Source organism: Bacillus sp. CR71, from assembly GCF_003429245.1.
GTDB classification, from domain to species: domain Bacteria; phylum Bacillota; class Bacilli; order Bacillales; family Bacillaceae_G; genus Bacillus_A; species Bacillus_A thuringiensis_S.
Genome location: NZ_CP031748.1, coordinates 1,803,177 through 1,820,359, shown reverse-complemented (window position 1 = coordinate 1,820,359; position 17,183 = coordinate 1,803,177). Strand labels below are relative to the sequence as shown.

Below are 17,183 nucleotides of genomic sequence, written 5' to 3'. Positions count from 1 at the left end.
TAGATTTTTCATGTAATTCTTGGTATGTCAAGCTCTCTTCTTCCATAATAACCGCTGTATAATCTGGTGTTTTCTGTGCTTGTCTAGCAAATAAATTGTGTAATGTTGTTTTTTCAGTTTCTTTCTCGGTTTGGTTATACTGCTTAACTATATTTTCATCAATCCTAGGAAGAGTTAATTGAGCTAAATCTTTCGATTCCACTAAATGATGTAACATTTCGATGTATTGAGAAAACATCGATCCAATCACGTGTTCATCAAATAAGTCCTCCACATAATCCCATGTAATCTGTAAATCTCCCTTTATCTCCATAACTTGATAATCCAAATATACTTGAGAAGTTTGAAAAGAACTTATTTTTACCTCTCCAAAATTTTCCCAACTAAATTTATTATTTTCTGTTAACATACTAGTAAATACAATTGGCATAGCCACTTCTGTACCTAATTCATGCAATTTGCTATATTCCCTAATAAATTCCACACCATCATAGTTTTTATGATCTAACGCTTGAATTAAAGATTTTTGAATGCGTTGAGCACTTTCACTAAATGTTTCCTCCCCTTGCAATTCAATATCCATTAATAATAGCGAAGTAAAGTCCCCCACAACATGTTCTATCATTGGATGCACTGGAAGACGATTAAATACTGTTAAATTCAATGCAAATCTCTCCACATTACTCCAGATACTCAATACTTTTGCATACGTTGTACACAATAATACTGACGGAGTAATATTCATGGATTTCGCAATACTCTTTAAGGAGTGCCATTCCTTTTTATTCAAATTAAATTGTAATCTATTAAAACGTGGCTTTGTTAACAATTTTGGATTTTGTAACAAAGGTAAAGATGGAGCTGGTGGGAAATCCTTTAATTTTTGTAACCAATATTCCCTATCGTTCATATATTCATCTGTATTCTTTTGTTTTTGATAACTTAACATATAATCTCTAAAAGAAATCTCTACTTGTGGCAATCGTATATTAGGGTTTTTATAAAATTCCATTATTTCAGATCCTACAATTTGCATACTGATACCATCTGCTATTATTGCGTCAAAACTAATACAAAGTATATGTCTATTACCTGATATTTTGAATGCCTTATATTCAAATAGAGGCCATGTGTCCGATTTAAAAATAAAGTGAGACATTCGTTCCCGTTCTTCTTTAATTATCAATTCTTGTTCTACTGCATCTAAATGTTGGATATTTTCTATTTCTATTTTGTACTTAGGAACATCCGTTAATATTTGTTGTTCTCCAGTAGGCAAAATGATTGCTCTTAACATCGGATGGCGTTCAATTACTTTTTGCAAACTATCATTAAACTTTGTTATATCTAAAGTTGTTTCTATCTCATAGTAACCATGCGTAGAAACGCCGCCTAACTCAAATTGATCATCTCTTCCTAAAAGGTATGCTGATTGTACATCAGTTAATGGAAAGGGTTTATGTAAATTTAAAGGGTCTGGATAGGCAGATATTAATTCATTATTATTCTTTTTCTCTTGAATTGATTCAGCTAATCGAGAAATTGTTCTATTTTCAAACAAAGTACTTACTGTAGTACCTAAGGAGTACTCATTCTCTAAACAGTTTACAATTTGAATAGCTTTTAAAGAGTTTCCACCGAGCATAAAGAAATCTTCTTCAATACCTATTTTTTCAAAACCCAAAACTTTTTCCCATATTTTTGCTATTATTCTTTCTTTAGCATCTCTTGGTTCTATATACTCTTTTTGTTTTTGTACAACTAAGGCAGGATTAGGTAGTGCCTTCTTATCCAATTTTCCATTAATAGTAAGTGGCATTTGATCTAATTGTATTACCGCCTTAGGTACCATATAACTTGGTAAATTTCTTGATATATAACCTTGCAACTGTTCAATTAGAATTTTTTCTTTTCCTTGAATATATGCACAAAGATAACTTGAACCATCTTTATTTCCCCATTTCAGTACAACTACATCTGTTACATCTTCAAATTTTAAATATTCTTTCTCTATTTCCTCCAGCTCTAAGCGATACCCATTAATCTTCACTTGAGAATCATTTCGACCAATATATTCTATTTCACCATTTGGAAGCCATCTAGCTAAATCTCCCGTTTTGTACATCCGTTCTTCTAAAACAAAAGGATTTGAAATGAACTTTTCTTTTGTCATTTCAGGAAGATTTATATACTCTTTAGCTAAACATTCCCCAGAAATATATAATTCTCCAATTTCTCCTACTGGTTGTACATTTTTCTCTTTATTTAATATATAACATTTATAATGTGGAAGCGGCTTTCCTATAGTTACGTTTGTTTCATTAGTAAGTTCTTTAATTGTGGACCAGATTGTTGTTTCAGTAGGACCGTATAAATTAAAAATTCTTGAATCTGTTATAGTTTTAACCTCATTTAATAATTTTGAAGAAAATACTTCTCCTCCTACAAGAAGAATAGAAACCCTTTTTAGACACTTGGAATATTCCTCATTATCAAGTAACAACCTTAATCTAGAAGGTGTCATCTGTAAGATATCTATCTTGTGATTCAAGATTAATTCTTTTATAGCTAATGGATTGCTACATTGTTTTTCCTTTGCTATAACAACTCTGATTCCATTTACTAGAGCAAATATTGTTTCGACAAAGAATATATCAAAAGAAATACTTGTTAACGCTAAAATTGACATATTCTCTCTCAAGGGTATATTCCTTGCCATCCCATCAATGAAGTTACATACTGCTTTATGTTCGACGCTTACTCCTTTAGGTTTTCCAGTTGAACCTGATGTGTAAATAATGTAAGCTGGCCCTTGTCCTAGATCCTCTGCATGTTTATTTGTAAAATTTGTAGATTCAGAACCCCATTTTTCTCGATCTAAAACAATGGTATTTGTACTAAGCTTTATACCTTTTAGTGCAAATTTGCTAGTAATTACAAAAGACGCATCACTATCTTCTAACATATAGTTTATTCTGTTAACCGGATTTATTAAATCAATTGGCAAATACGTAGACCCCAATTTTAAAACTGCTAAAATTGTGGCTACTAGATCTAACGATCGCTCTAACATGATTCCTACAACCATATCCTTTTTCAAGCCTTGCTTATGTAAGTAATTTGCTAACTGATTTACTTTATCATTCAATTCTTGATATGTGAGCTTTTCACCATTAAACTGAATAGCAACCATATCACGATAAACCCTAGCATTATTTTCAAAAAGTTCAGATATATTATTTTCTAATACCTGATACTGTATGTTTTTACTATTAAAACCTTCAACAATTTCTTGCTTCTCTTCAGTAGACACTAATTCAATATTAGAACACGTACAATTCATATTATTTAAAACTTGTTCTAATATATTTTGATAAAATTCCAACATTCTGCAAATTGTTCTTTTATTATATGACATTTTATTATAAAATAATTCAACCCAAAAACTATCCTTGTCTTTTATACAAATAAAGTTTAATGTACTCGGCTGATTAGAAAGATACTCACCCACATAAGATATAGAATGTATTGTTTCAAAAAGTAAATTAACATTAAACTTTTCATTAGAATCTAATGACTTGCTAATATCTCCTAAAGGATAGTATTGCTTATTATATACATCCAATGTAGTATTCTTCACATTTAAAAGTAAATCTTTAAACTTAAGATTTTTGTCTACAATATTGTAAAGCGGCAATAGTTTATTTACTTTTTGTGAACTTTCATCAACACTTTGATACATAGGTGTTCCTATTGTAATTTTACTTTGCCCACTTATTTTATACATTAAAACTTTTAATACAGTTTGCATAAATACATATATTGATAAGTTTTGGCTTTGGCACATCTCAAAAAGCAGGTTAGCTACATTGCTTTTAATATGAATTTTTTCAATGCCTAAATCTAATTTTTCCGAATGATTCTCAGCTGGAATTTTACATTGTTGTATTTCATTTAACGTAGTAATCCAATACTCTTCAACTTCTTTTAATTCGTCTATATCTATATTCTTGTTTGCGGTTTCAAGGCTCATGTTTACATTCTCCTATTCCCTAAATTCTATTGCTCTAATTTTAATCCACCTTCAATAACATGTAGTAACACTTGATTCCTTTGTAACTTAAAATATTTTTTAACCTTATCAAAGTGTAAATCTCCTATTGAACATAAACCTATACCTTGATGCTCAGCCACAGATGTTAGTGTTGCCGTAATAATTCCTGCTTCAATTAAAGCATATGAATAAGCGTTCCCACCGTACTTAGCCATAGAAGATTCAGAATTATATATCATAAAAATAGAAAATGCTGAAGACTCAAATATATTTTTATTATTATAGAAATGTACATCTTTAGTAATTAAAGCCATATCATCAACAAGATATATACTATGACTGACAGGATGGTAATAATACAATCCTCTTCTAACCCCGTCAACTCTATTTTTCTTAATATAGATAAATATATCAATTGGGTATAATCCTCCCGCACTACCATATGCATACTTAACTTCCTTTTTGTTTTTAATTTGCTGAAGAACTCCGAATAAGTTTGAAAAAACATCTTGAGATATCTTGGTAGTCTCATCAAAAACGCGCTGTGATCTCCTTTCAAACATGGATAGAACTGTGTCATCTGGCTTAATTAGTTCTATTTTCGTTTTTTTACAACCTTTAAACATACGATTTAACTGTACGTTTGTATAAACATCCAGTTTTTCTTTATCAAACATAAGATTCTCATCGTATTTTTGAAATAATTTAGTCTGAGATTCAAACAAATCTTTTGGATTTAAAATAGATTTAATTAAAACTTTTTTTTCAATTAAAAACATAATCAATTCTTGTATTTCTTTTTCATCTATATTAGAAAATCTATCAATTAGTTCGTCGATTTCAATTCCATTCTGAGTACAAAAATAAAATTCAGGAAAAACCTCAACTGCAACTGTAGGTGCATTATATTCATTTATGATAATACGACCTTCACTCTTTTCCCAATGCATTATAGGAGACCAAAAATAAATATTGTTTTCTTGCATATTAATTCTCCTTTTATTAAAAATTAAACTCTGCCACGATATGTCTTTTTGATTTATTAAAGTTTTCTACTATTCTCATTCTCTCTAATTTAGTTAAAAGTTCAATTTCTTCAAGCTTTAACTTCGGATTTCCTATAATTTGTTCTATAATATTAACTAATCTTTCTAGCATAAGTTTTACTGTTTCTTTTTTATACAAATCCGTACTATATTCCATAGTAAGCCTGTATTCTTTTCTTTTTTCATTAATTATTAGATTTAAATCAAACATAGAAATATTATTGTTTATATCATATAAATTACAACTAACATCTAGGTTATCCATCAATTCATTTTCTAGAGTTAAATAATTTATCATCACATCAAACAGAGGCATTCTTGATGGATCTCTATTTATATCGAGCTGTTCCACTAACTTCTCAAATGGATAATCTGAATTCCCATACATTTTTATATTTTTTTCTTTAACTTCATTTAAAAACTCATCAAATTGCTTATTTCCTTTAGGATAATTCCTTAATGGAAGACTATTTACAAACATCCCTACTACTGAAAATAAATCTGGTTGTTTCCTACCATCTACGGGCACGCCAATAACAATATCTTCTTGATGTGAGTATTTCGACAGTAATACATTATACGCTGCAAGAAAAAACATAAATGGTGTTACTTGTTGTGCTCTTGAAAACATTCTTATCTGCTGTGTCATCTCCTCAGTGAGAAATAAGTCAACTTTTTCACCTGTTATTTTTTTTACAGGACTCCGATTAAAATCAGTAGGTAAATTCAATACGGGAACTGAATTTAAAAACTCTTCTTTCCAAAAGTTTAATTGTGAAGACGTTTTCTTTTTCTGATCAGGTGAGTTTCTCCATTCTAAATAATCATAGTATTGCAGCATATCTTGCTTTAATTTATTTCCTTTATATAGCTGTATTCCTTCTGTAATTAGATTTTTTATTGCTGTTCCGTCAGCAATCATATGATGAATATCAAAAAGTATTAAATACTTATTCGTATTAATTTTAATCAATTTTATACGCATTAATGGCGCGCATTTTAAATCGAACTCTTGAACAAAGTCTGCAATTAAATTATCTACTTCAGCCTCTTTGATTTCACAATATTCCACATATAAATCTAACTTGTCATTAATTATTTGAAACAGATTTTGATTTTCCCATAAAAATGATGTTCTTAATGAAACATGTCTTGCTATTAATTTTTCGCACACTTGTTGAAACTTATCATAATTTATCTTTCCTTCTATAAAGATTCCATGCGGTAAATTATATAAAAGTTTGTTGTCATACAACTGACTATGCATGTAAATCTGCTTTTGAGCAAATGAAGCTTCATATTTTTTTGCTCCCTTGTTAACTGTTATTCCCTTTGGAGAAATCACATCGCCCATACTTAACTTTATTACCTTCGACATCCCAATAATTGTAGGAGCCTCAAATAGTTTATTTATAGGGATATAGAGATTAAACGATTCCTCTATCATACTATTTAATAAATTTGCCTTTAAAGAATCTCCACCTATTTCAAAAAAATTATCTGTAGGTCTTAAAATAGTTTTATCGAAAACCTTTTCCCACAATGATTGCATTTTTCTTTCAACATAATCAATAGAATCAACTTGTATATTATCTATCAATTCTAACCCATTTTGCTCTTTTTTAATTTCTTCCAATAATAAAGTGTACATACCTTCACGATAACATTGTGCCAAAAAGAGTCTTCTTACTTTCCCACTAGTCGTCTTAGGTATTTTTTTTATGGGAATAATATTTTTTACAGGTATCGCAAACGTTTCTTGTATAATTTGTTTTACTTGGTGAAGTAATGGAATAAAACTTCTTATCTTTCCTTTATACAAAATAAATAGAATTAATTCATCTGTATGTTTTTGTTCATTAAACACTCCACAAGCTACAACTTTTCCCAATTCCATAGAAGGTAGTGATTCAATCATTCTTTCAATATCATGTGGATATATGTTCTGTCCATTTATAATTATTATTTCCTTAGCTCTACCAGTAATGACGATTTCACCATTCATCATAAAACCCAAATCCCCTGTTTTTAACCAACCATCACTAGTTATTGTTTCATTTGTTGCTTCTATATTGTTATAATATCCCTGCGTTACATTATCCCCTCTAATTTGAATATTACCAATATACATATCTTCCATAACATTATTTTTATTATCACAAATTCTAACCTGACAAGAATCTACAGGAAATCCTACTGCAACAAATGGAGCCGCATCTTCACTTTCACTACCCACTTCTTTTACTTTTTTACCAAAATTCAAATTTTGACGTTGTAAATAGATTGGATTGATTTCTTTATCTATTTTTGGGCCAGAAATACCGACAGTAGCTTCCGCCATTCCATATACTGGATACATAGATGTAGTTTTTAAATCATATGGTATCATACGTTTCAAAAATTCATTAACTGTATTAATAGCGATAGGCTCAGCGCCATTTAAAATTAATCGTATACATGAAAGATTCCAATTCTCTGCATATTTTTCTTTAAAATATTTTAAGAAATAATGATACCCAAAGTTTGGTGAGCTTAATATTGTAGTTCTATATTCATTTGCCTTCTTTAACCATAAAATCGGGTTGCGAATAAACAGCCATGGATTCATATTCACTTGGTTAATCCCCTTAAATATAGGCATAAGATGGCAACAAATTAATCCCATATCATGGGTCAAAGGCATCCAACTTAACATTGAATCCAATTCACCAACTTCTATTCTTTTAACAATATCTCTAATGTTTGTAAGTAAGTTATGGTGAGTAAGAATAACTCCTTTAGGTGCCCCTGTAGAACCCGAAGAAAACTGTATAAAAGCAATATCTTGTTGCTTAGAAGAATAAATTACCCCCTCCTTTACTACATTTATTAATTCTTCTATAAAGATAACCTTTTCACCAATCATCTTTTCTTCATTTTTTATATCGGAATTTCGTAAAAATAAACTTAACTTTTGGTGTGTTTTTTTATCGGTTACAATATAAGGATTCGAAAGGTTCCCCCATACATTTACTACCTTCATTTTATGCAAATCATTGTTCCCTACGGTAATAGGTACAGGAATCATCCCTCCTAAAATACATGCCCAAAACAAGTACATAAATTGTTCATTATCATCTATTTGAAAAATCACTTCATCCTGGGGCTTTAAACCTTTTTTTTGTAAATTATATAAAACGCCTTTTGACTTTTTGTATAAATTTTCAAACGATATAAATTTTTCTGTATTACTATTCATTATTATGGTAATACCTTTATTCTTAATCTCTCTCTTAGATTCTAGCATCTCTATTAATGTTTTCATTCGATTACCCCTAGATTATTTTTAATTGATGATAATTTTTTTCATCAATTAATGTGTTATTTATAATTTTGGTAATGTCCCCAACATGCTTATTTATAAAAAAGTGGTCATCATTAAACAAATGAAAAGAACATTGTTCAGTAGAAAATTCTCTCCATTCCTCTAATTCTTTAATATCAATTAACTGGTCTTGAATACCATTAAGAATAGTCATAGGAACTCTGACTTTTTCATTTCCATATATAAATCTATGTTCATAATTTTCAACAATTTTGAAATCTGATTTCAAAATCGGCATAAAAATCTCCATTAATTCTTCACAAGCCAACACTTCTTTAGGTGTTCCTCCCAAAAGAAGAACCTCATTTTTAAATTCCTCATCGGGTAATTTGTGCATAGAAGTTATAGATTTTTTATTAGGTGAATTTCTTCCTGAACAAAAGAGATGTACAGGAAGATTATTATCTTTCTGCTGTATAACTCTTGTTAACTCATATGTAATTAAACTTCCCATACTATGCCCAAATAAGGCATATGGTTTTTCTAGTAGCTGATTTCTAATTTTCATATATACATCATCAATTAACTCTTCAAATTCTTCATATAACGGTTCAGTGATTCTATTTCCTCTACCAGATAACTCTATTATTTTCAAATCAATCCCAGGATGCAAATACTTCTGCCATCGCATATAATAAGTTGATGATCCTCCCGCAAATGGGAAACAAAATAAATTTATTCCTCCCATCTCAACCCTCCTTTACACTTTACTTTGACTCTTTAAGATAGTTATTGTACATTGATGCGCAGGTAGCAACAAAATGCTCACTTGTAACATTGTTCATCTCATCATTTCCAATTGCCACCATATTGATTAAGTAGGTAAATAATTGACCATAAAACATAGCAGAAATCAATTTAAAATCCTTCAATGGGATTTCACCTTTACCATGTAATTTATTTAAATAGGTAACTAAGTGATCTATCAAGCGCATATTAATTTCATTAAATAACCCTTTCATTTCTTCATTTTGTCTAGCTTCAATAAGAACAGCCCAAATTTGACTAACCTTTGGTATATTAATTTCCATATAAATATTCCCTAATAAATTTAGGTCATGTTCTACATCTCCAGTTAGTTTGGTTGTTAAATCAGCTAGTATTGCAACAGGTGTAGTTTTCAAAATAATACCCTCTTTAAATAACTTCTCCTTGTTACCAAAATGTCTAAAAATAGTTACTTCACTTACTTTTGCTTTTTCTGCAATTTCACGGGTTGTCGTCGAACTATACCCTTTCTCACCAAACAAGGAAATTGCTGCTTCTAATATTCTTTCTTTTGCTGATATTTTTGTCATTTTAGTTTTTTATCCCTCCTTATTAGTATTATAAAACAATTATGTTAGTTAGTGTTTACTTACTTTCATTTTAGCACATTTTTTTCCAAAAACAAGATAAAAATGTAAAATAACTTTAGATCAATTTAATAATTACAAAAGCATAAATTTCATTTTTTATATAATTCTTTTTAAAAAGAACCCCCCAACAAAATCAAACTTCTCTTTGCTTACATCTATGAAATTGTGCAGATAATATGCAGATATAAATTATCATAAGTACACATATGATGAAATGAACGATAGGACAAGGAGGTATCATAATGTTTGCTTATACGTTAACTACCTTAACACTTTGCTGTACCTCAATTCTTATTGCATCCAATATTTCTAAACGTAAGGGTACCCTAATGGAGTATATGGTATTTATTATGTCTTTTAGTATGAGTATCGGTTTAAGTATTGGTTCTTATTTAGGCATTCTCTTTAAGGGGGAATTACTATATTCTACTTTACTTGCTATTTTAATTAGTGGTTTTATCGGTTTTTTAGTGGGTCTACGTTTTCACCTATATACTGCTTTAGAAGGAATGTTCTCTGGATTAATGGCAAGTATGATGGGAGCAATGATTACAGAAATGTTAAACGCTCAACAAGCTCATAGTATATTGTTCATTAGCCTTTTACTTACTATAACGATTACTATGTCCTGTGCGATTCAATTGTTATCGGAGAACTTTTCTACTTTTATCCAACAGCGTTTTTTGTTATTACTTTCAATTAGTGTAGTAATTATCGTTGCCGTATTCGCGACATTCCCAGATCATACTCCTGCACCTGGGCATAATCAACATATACATTAGTACTTGCAACAAAAATGAATAAGCAGCTATCCATAGGATAACTGCTTCCTATTATTCTGGCTTATTAGGAATATTTTGGTTTGGAACATAGTCAGATTTATAATCTGTATAGTTCACTTCCGTTACCATCCCTGCTGAAGCATGATGTAGGTCGTGACAGTGGAACATCCACTCACCGGGATTGTCTGCTACAAAGGCTACTTCATATTCTTCTCCTGGTTTTAAGTTCAATGTATCTTTTACAATTGGAGAACCTTTTATCGGTTTTCCATCTTTACTCAACACCTGAAAGAAGTGCCCGTGTAAATGCATTGGGTGATCATCCATTTTAGAACGATTTACCAACTTCACTTTTACTAAATCACCCTTTTTTACTTGAATTGGGTCAATATCCGGAAATACCTTTCCGTTAATTGTATATACCATTTCATTTCCATTCATTTGCGTATTTAAGTCCATATTATATGTGGCAGTATACTCTTGATTTAACGTGAAACCACCTAATTTTTTAGTACCATATTTCATTATATCTACTTTCGGTAATTTTTCTTTTTCGTCTGCTTTATCTTTCATCTCTTTGCTGCCATCATATTCAATAACAGCTTTCATTCCTTTTGCACCTTTATTTTTCGAATGGTCTTCAACATACCATTTCCCAGTTTTATTAGCAGTAAATTCAATATCATAACGTTCGCCCGGTGCGATTGAAATTACTTTATCCTTTATAACTTTTGGATCGTTTATTGGTTGACCATCTGTCGCAATTACTTTTATATCATGACCGTGAACATGTATATCATGTGATAGATAACCAGCATTAACGAGTCGAAAACGAACTTTATCTCCCTTATTCACTTTCAATGGCACTACTAAATCACCGCTTTTTCCATTAATTGTGAATAAATCATACATACTCATATCATGACCTTCCATCTTCATATTTCCATGGTCCATTCCTGTCATATTACTAGAGTCTTTTTGATCACTGTCCATGTCCATACCGGAATGATCCATGCCGTTCTTATCGTCATTCTTTTTCGTATTTTCATCACCTTTAGATTTATTACCTATTTGCCCTTTTGTCATTTCTTTTAACTGCTTTTTAATTTCTTCTTTATCTGTAACCCATTCATCCAACATTAATGTGTAATCTTTATCATATTTTTCCTTTGCATCTTCTACAATGAGCGCTCCATACAAACCTCTATCTAATTGATTTACAGAATCTTGATGCGAGTGATACCAGTACGTTCCTGGTACGTTCGCTTCAAATTCGTAAGTGAAACTTTTTCCTGGTTCAACTGCATCTTGTGTCACGCCTGGAATTCCATCCATGTTATTTGGGACAGGATATCCATGCCAATGAATAGATACTGGTACAGATAATTCATTTTTTAATGTCACTTTCACCTTTTCACCTTTTTTCACCCGAATTTCTGGACCAGGAGATGAGCCATTAAATGTCCAGACTGGAACAATAACACCGTTACTTAATTTTTGCTTTTCTTCTTTCGCTATTAAAGTAACTTCTGGTCCTTTTTCAACCTTCAATGGTGTTGTAGCTGTTTCAGTCTGTATTGTTTTTTTATCATTCATATTTTTATGATCATTTGTTGTATTTGTCGTCACAGAACAGGCAGCAATTAAAAATATTACATAGACTGTAACGGCTGCTAATACAAATCGCTTCATGGAAAATCCCCCCTTTTTCTTTTTCAAAATCATTATAGAAGTTGATTTTCAAGAAAATAAGGAGATGTAATTAGATCTTACGTAAGCTAATTGGAAGATTACTAAAAGCGGAGACATTACAAGAGGCGAATATTTTAGAAATACAAAATGCTTTCCTTGTAGCGACTATATTAGCCGTTCTCGTATTTGTTTTGACGTTATTTCTTAAGAAACAATAACACTGCTATTATTAAATAAGAAAAATGTAGCTAAAATGCTCTTCACAAAAGAACTTACATTTTTGTATAATAAGAACTAATGTTCCTTACAAGAAGACAATAGACTCAAATTACACAAATATATCAAATAGAAGAGGATTGATATACGATGAAAATTGATAGACCAAAAATTTCACCAGAGTTATCTTCAAAGAATTTTCAAGATATTTTTTATGAAGAAGATCCAACATTAGAAGTGTGTGAAATTATAGACTCCACTTTCGAAAATGAATCTGTAGATAGAGTGCGATTGTATGATGCAGTGATAAAGAATTGTAAATTCACTAATACAGACTTTAGCAATATCGATATTACAGATGTTTGTTTTGAAAACTGCGATTTATCAAATGTTAATTTAAGCAATTCTTCTGTTCATAGAGTCGAATTTAAAAACAGTAAATTAATCGGGGTTAATTTTGCAGAATCTAGCTTAGGAAATGTTAAATTTGAGAATTCAATTTTGAATTTAGCAGCATTTGGGAATTCTAAACTAGAAAAAATTATATTTAATGAAACTTCATTAAATAATGCAGATTTTTTTGACTGTAAACTTAAAAAAGTTGAATTCCAATTATGTAGTCTTGATGAAGCTAATTTTGATCAGACATCACTGAAGGGGATAGATATTAGTTCTTCTACCTTTGATACACTTACAGTTTCAGTGAACGATTTAAGAGGATGTAAAGTATCAACATATCAAGCTGTTCAGTTTGCAACTTTATTAGGATTAATAATTAAAGATTAGTATTTCGAAGATAAAAAGAACCCTATCCCGAATCCTGGATTTTTTAATTGTCCACGATTCGAGATAAAGTTCAAATAAATTAGTGATGACTTTTTTATTATTTAACTACAGCTTGGTTTCCTTTTACATGTTCATTATTTACACTCATAAATTCTTCAATTTCTTCAACTTCTCTAATGATATCTTTTGATAAGTTTTCATACCCGTCTTTCGTTACAAGAATATCATCTTCTATTCGAATACCAATCGACTCTTCCTCAATATAAAGACCAGGTTCAATTGTTATAACCATACCTTCTTCTAACACTCTATCTTTATATGTTCCTACATCATGTGTATCTAAACCAAGGAAATGGCTGACACCATGATAATAGTATTTTGATAACTCTTCATCTTCTTGAATTAAACCAATTGCTTTACACTCTTCTGCCAGTACCTTTTTTGTATGCTCATTTAATGCAGCGAACTTTAATCCTGGCTTAATAATCTCTGTTGTTTCTTTTAATGCTTTTAATACAATATTATAAATTTGTTTTTGGCGACTAGAGAATGTTCCATTTGCCGGGAATGTATAACTAATATCAGCGTTATAGTAGTCTTTTTGAGCGCCTAAATCTAGCAATACTAAATCACCATTTTGAATTTGTGCATCATTATCTTCATAATGAAGAACTGTAGCATTTTTCCCACTCGCCAAAATTGTATTGAATGCATGGTGCTTAATGCCAGATGATTTCAGTGTAAAATCAAATTGTGCTTCTAATTCATACTCCATCATGCCTGCTTTTGCATGCTTAAGTACGTTGTAAATACCGTCTTTCGTTATAGCAATCGCTTCTTTAATAATTTCAATTTCTTCTTCTGTTTTAAATACTCGTAATTCACAAATGTTCGGATATACATTACCAATTGTTACGTGTGGGAATTTTTCTCTTACATGTTTAGCAAATGCTAATGTTTTTGTCTCCATACCATTCCACTCACGACTTTCTATATCTAAATATAGATGCTTCGCATTTTCTGTAAAAAGTATATTTGACATTGTCTTTTCAAAGCTATCTAAATATACAACTTTCTTTATACCTGAAATTCCCTCTGCTTCTTCGCTAGAAACTGTTTTCCCAACCCATTTTTCCATTACTGGATCTGATTTTTCAATGAAAAGTGTCTCTTCTACACTATTCCCAAACTTTTTCAGCATAAAAATAACATTTGGTTCACCGATTCCCGTTAAGTAGTAAAAATTACGATTCGGTACAAATTTATAATGTGCATCGGCTGACATATGAGGTGCTTGTCCAGCAAATAAAATCGTAATGGATTCCTCTGGTAATGTGTTTGCTAATCGTTCTCTATTTTGAGCAAAAAATGTTGATTTCATAATAATCCCCCTAGCGTTTTATGTATAATTGTGAAACTAATTATTCAATACACTTCATTTTATTATTGTTATAATTTTTCGTCAATTTTTAACTAAATTTTAGATAGTATTGACACAGACAACTAAACAAGTTACAATAACTATAAATTAGTAAGTTACTAATTTAAATTTAAATAAGAGGTGAACAAAATGCAAAACATTTTATTCCGTATTAACGAATTGTCAAAAAAAGAAAAAGCAACTGGATTAACAGTTGATGAAAAACAAGAACAACAAATGTTGCGTCAAAACTATACACAAACATTTCGTGGAAGCTTAGATTCCATTTTATTAAACACAAAAATTGTTGATTCGAATGGTCTTAACGTTACACCAGCCGCATTACAAGATGCTCAAATACGTTTAAAATTAAGCAAATGAGTTCCGCGCTAAAGAATTTTAATAAAACATAAACAGAGCTGGATTTCCTATATAGAAATTCCAGCTCTGTTTATTGTCTTTTCTAATTTAGTAAACGAGCGATACATCGCAATTCTCCACGACACAATCATCGCAAATGCAAGTAAGAAAAACATTCCGCTTAACTCTGCCAAATCAATTGATTGGCTTAAATATGACTTTAATGCCACGCGTACAGCTAATAAGCCTACTAAAATGAATATGAATGCTTTTGACGGTTTCATAAATATATGTTCGCCTTTTATTTCGAACTTAGTTGTTTTAATAAGAAAAATAGAGAAAATAAGCCCTATACTAATTGCCTCGACTATTTCTAACGATGTTAATCGAAACTCTGGTAAAAAGTACATCATCGCGCCTGTACTCATAAAAATTGGCGGCAATATAATTTTCTTTTTCGTTACCGGCTTTTTCGCTGCTTTAAAACGTAGAAACATTACCCCAACAGCCATACAAACTGCTACGACACTTGATAAAAGTGCTATCATACTTTCCACTCCTATCTATTTAAATGACTTTTTTAACAAAACCATAAACCAAATGAGCCCTACACTTATAATAACGTGACCTACCCCAGCCATATGGCTTAAACCGTTAAAGTCAGTTCCGTTTACTTGTAATAGACCTCTAAATAGCATTGTTGCAATATTAAAAATTAATCCTACATTATAAACAATAAACCATGCACGAAAGCTCTTTGTTTCTTGTACATGAAACACTTTACATAAAGCGAAAGCAATTAAAAAAAATAAGAAACCAAGCACTAGTACATGTGTATGTACTAATTGCAACATTGTGGATCCTTTAATTCCTTGTGCTTTCGAATACTCTCTTGCAAATACTCCTGATAATAAACCGATAATTAAGTAAATGAATGATGCATTATATAAATTCTTCATTTTATTCCTCCTATTGTAAACTTTCCATATTCGCTACAATCATTTTACGGAAAGTTTATGAACGGAATATGAATAAAATATTACATCCTATTTTCAAATAAAAAACCATTTTGTTTATATTGGTTTACCCATTTCAAAATTACGGTGTCTCTTATATCAATAGCTTTACTAATTTCTCGGTAACTTTCATTTCCGTTCAAATAACGTTGAACGATGTATATTTTTTCATCAGTTGTGAATTTAACCATAGAAAAACTGCACCTCCAATTGTTAGACTGTGTCTAACAATTGGAGGTGCAATTTTTAATGGTGGGATGCTCTTTTATAATTTATTCATTATTGATTATTTTCCATCCTGTAAGTTTCTAGTTTAATTTAAACCATTGCTTCAGTTTCTATAATTACTAAAATTACCCTTTTCTCATAACCGTCTAATATTCCTAGAATTTCCGGGATTTTTGAGTTCATGCGGTTAAGCCCTCTCAATTATTTTAGAACTTAACTAATCTCAGTTTGCAACTCCATTCCAAACATCGACATCATTATCATCTAAAATGGCTTTGATTTTATCTTTCTCAAAAACTACCAGATATTCATAAGGTAAGGCTAAAACTTGAATAATTGAAGGTCTAATTTTTAGTAGCTGATATGCGTAATATGCTTCTAATTCACCGTCAGTTTCTTCTGTTTCATCGACAGGACCGATATACCAACCAGAATCACCTTTATCACAATCCCTAGCTCTTTGTAAATAAACCTCATCTAGTTGTAACACATTTTTTGAAGTCACTATTTTATCGCTAAACTTTATTGTTTCACCGTCAATATTTAACTGACGTAAACAATGTACTTGTTCTAATTGCACCCATAAAGCAATTGTTAGATCATCTGTAGTATCCTTAAATGGATTTTTTGTATAATCTGGGGCAATAATGTGATACCCATCTTCACGTTTGGATAGAACAAAAATAGACCAACCAACTTGCATAGAAAATCTATCAACTAATTTATTATCTTCTACTTTAGTTAGCAAATACAATAACTTTTCTATCTGGGGGCCTAAATGTTCTTCTGCTGTAGCTATTATCTTTTTACCACCTATATTTTTAACTATTGTTTTCAATGGGTTGTAACCTCTCTTTTATT

Annotated in this window: 13 protein-coding genes and 1 pseudogene; 3 read left to right on the top strand and 11 right to left on the bottom strand. The window is 30.6% G+C overall.

What is annotated here, in order from left to right; genetic code table 11:
* The 5 genes from DOS87_RS09395 to DOS87_RS09375 form a co-directional block, all read right to left on the bottom strand.
* A partial coding sequence (locus DOS87_RS09395) for a non-ribosomal peptide synthetase (RefSeq protein ID WP_208730244.1) occupies positions 1-4,033 on the bottom strand: 4,033 nt, incomplete at its 3' end.
* 26 nt (positions 4,034-4,059) lie between these two features.
* Positions 4,060-5,040, bottom strand: coding sequence for a SagB/ThcOx family dehydrogenase (locus DOS87_RS09390; protein ID WP_086409913.1), 981 nt, complete (start codon positions 5,038-5,040; stop codon positions 4,060-4,062).
* A 16-nt stretch (positions 5,041-5,056) separates the two neighbouring features.
* The gene (locus DOS87_RS09385) at positions 5,057-8,404 is read right to left on the bottom strand and encodes a condensation domain-containing protein (RefSeq protein ID WP_098506786.1); all 3,348 of its coding nucleotides are present in this window, start codon (positions 8,402-8,404) and stop codon (positions 5,057-5,059) included.
* 10 nt (positions 8,405-8,414) lie between these two features.
* A complete protein-coding gene (locus tag DOS87_RS09380) occupies positions 8,415-9,152 on the bottom strand; it encodes a thioesterase II family protein (RefSeq protein WP_016122309.1) in 738 nt (245 codons plus the stop codon).
* 19 nt (positions 9,153-9,171) lie between these two features.
* The gene (locus tag DOS87_RS09375; RefSeq protein ID WP_016122308.1) at positions 9,172-9,762 is read right to left on the bottom strand and encodes a TetR/AcrR family transcriptional regulator; all 591 of its coding nucleotides are present in this window, start codon (positions 9,760-9,762) and stop codon (positions 9,172-9,174) included.
* Between the two features lie 302 nt (positions 9,763-10,064).
* On the opposite strand from DOS87_RS09375, the gene DOS87_RS09370 reads away from it, so the two are divergent.
* On the top strand, positions 10,065-10,604 hold the full coding sequence (locus tag DOS87_RS09370) for a hypothetical protein (RefSeq protein WP_000458532.1): 540 nt from the start codon (positions 10,065-10,067) through the stop codon (positions 10,602-10,604).
* A 51-nt stretch (positions 10,605-10,655) separates the two neighbouring features.
* Here DOS87_RS09370 and DOS87_RS09365 read toward each other — a convergent pair whose 3' ends face one another.
* Positions 10,656-12,296 carry a multicopper oxidase family protein gene (locus DOS87_RS09365; protein ID WP_000819879.1) on the bottom strand — a complete coding sequence of 547 codons (1,641 nt, stop codon included), beginning with the start codon at positions 12,294-12,296 and terminating at the stop codon, positions 10,656-10,658.
* A gap of 366 nt (positions 12,297-12,662) precedes the next feature.
* On the opposite strand from DOS87_RS09365, the gene DOS87_RS09360 reads away from it, so the two are divergent.
* Positions 12,663-13,298 (top strand): pentapeptide repeat-containing protein, encoded by a 636-nt coding sequence (locus DOS87_RS09360; protein ID WP_000687268.1) that lies wholly within the window; start codon positions 12,663-12,665, stop codon positions 13,296-13,298.
* Positions 13,299-13,395: 97 nt separating this feature from the next.
* On the opposite strand, the gene DOS87_RS09355 is transcribed toward DOS87_RS09360, so the two are convergent.
* A complete protein-coding gene (locus DOS87_RS09355; protein WP_000842960.1) occupies positions 13,396-14,679 on the bottom strand; it encodes an aminopeptidase P family protein in 1,284 nt (427 codons plus the stop codon).
* A 189-nt stretch (positions 14,680-14,868) separates the two neighbouring features.
* On the opposite strand from DOS87_RS09355, the gene DOS87_RS09350 reads away from it, so the two are divergent.
* Positions 14,869-15,099, top strand: a complete 231-nt coding sequence (locus DOS87_RS09350) for a DUF896 domain-containing protein (protein ID WP_001179615.1) — start codon at positions 14,869-14,871, stop codon at positions 15,097-15,099.
* A gap of 47 nt (positions 15,100-15,146) precedes the next feature.
* Here the strand turns inward: DOS87_RS09350 and DOS87_RS09345 are convergent, their stop codons facing one another.
* The 4 genes and pseudogenes from DOS87_RS09345 to DOS87_RS09330 form a co-directional block, all read right to left on the bottom strand.
* Positions 15,147-15,626, bottom strand: coding sequence for a CcdC family protein (locus tag DOS87_RS09345; protein WP_000561074.1), 480 nt, complete (start codon positions 15,624-15,626; stop codon positions 15,147-15,149).
* Positions 15,627-15,641: 15 nt separating this feature from the next.
* Entirely contained in the window at positions 15,642-16,037 is a 396-nt protein-coding gene (locus tag DOS87_RS09340) for a DUF2871 domain-containing protein (RefSeq protein ID WP_000794056.1), read from the bottom strand.
* A gap of 104 nt (positions 16,038-16,141) precedes the next feature.
* Positions 16,142-16,285, bottom strand: a pseudogene (locus DOS87_RS09335) (transposase); the annotation flags it as partial.
* 260 nt (positions 16,286-16,545) lie between these two features.
* Positions 16,546-17,160 carry an immunity protein Imm33 domain-containing protein gene (locus tag DOS87_RS09330; RefSeq protein WP_000849723.1) on the bottom strand — a complete coding sequence of 205 codons (615 nt, stop codon included), beginning with the start codon at positions 17,158-17,160 and terminating at the stop codon, positions 16,546-16,548.
* Between the last annotated feature and the right edge of the window lie 23 nt (positions 17,161-17,183).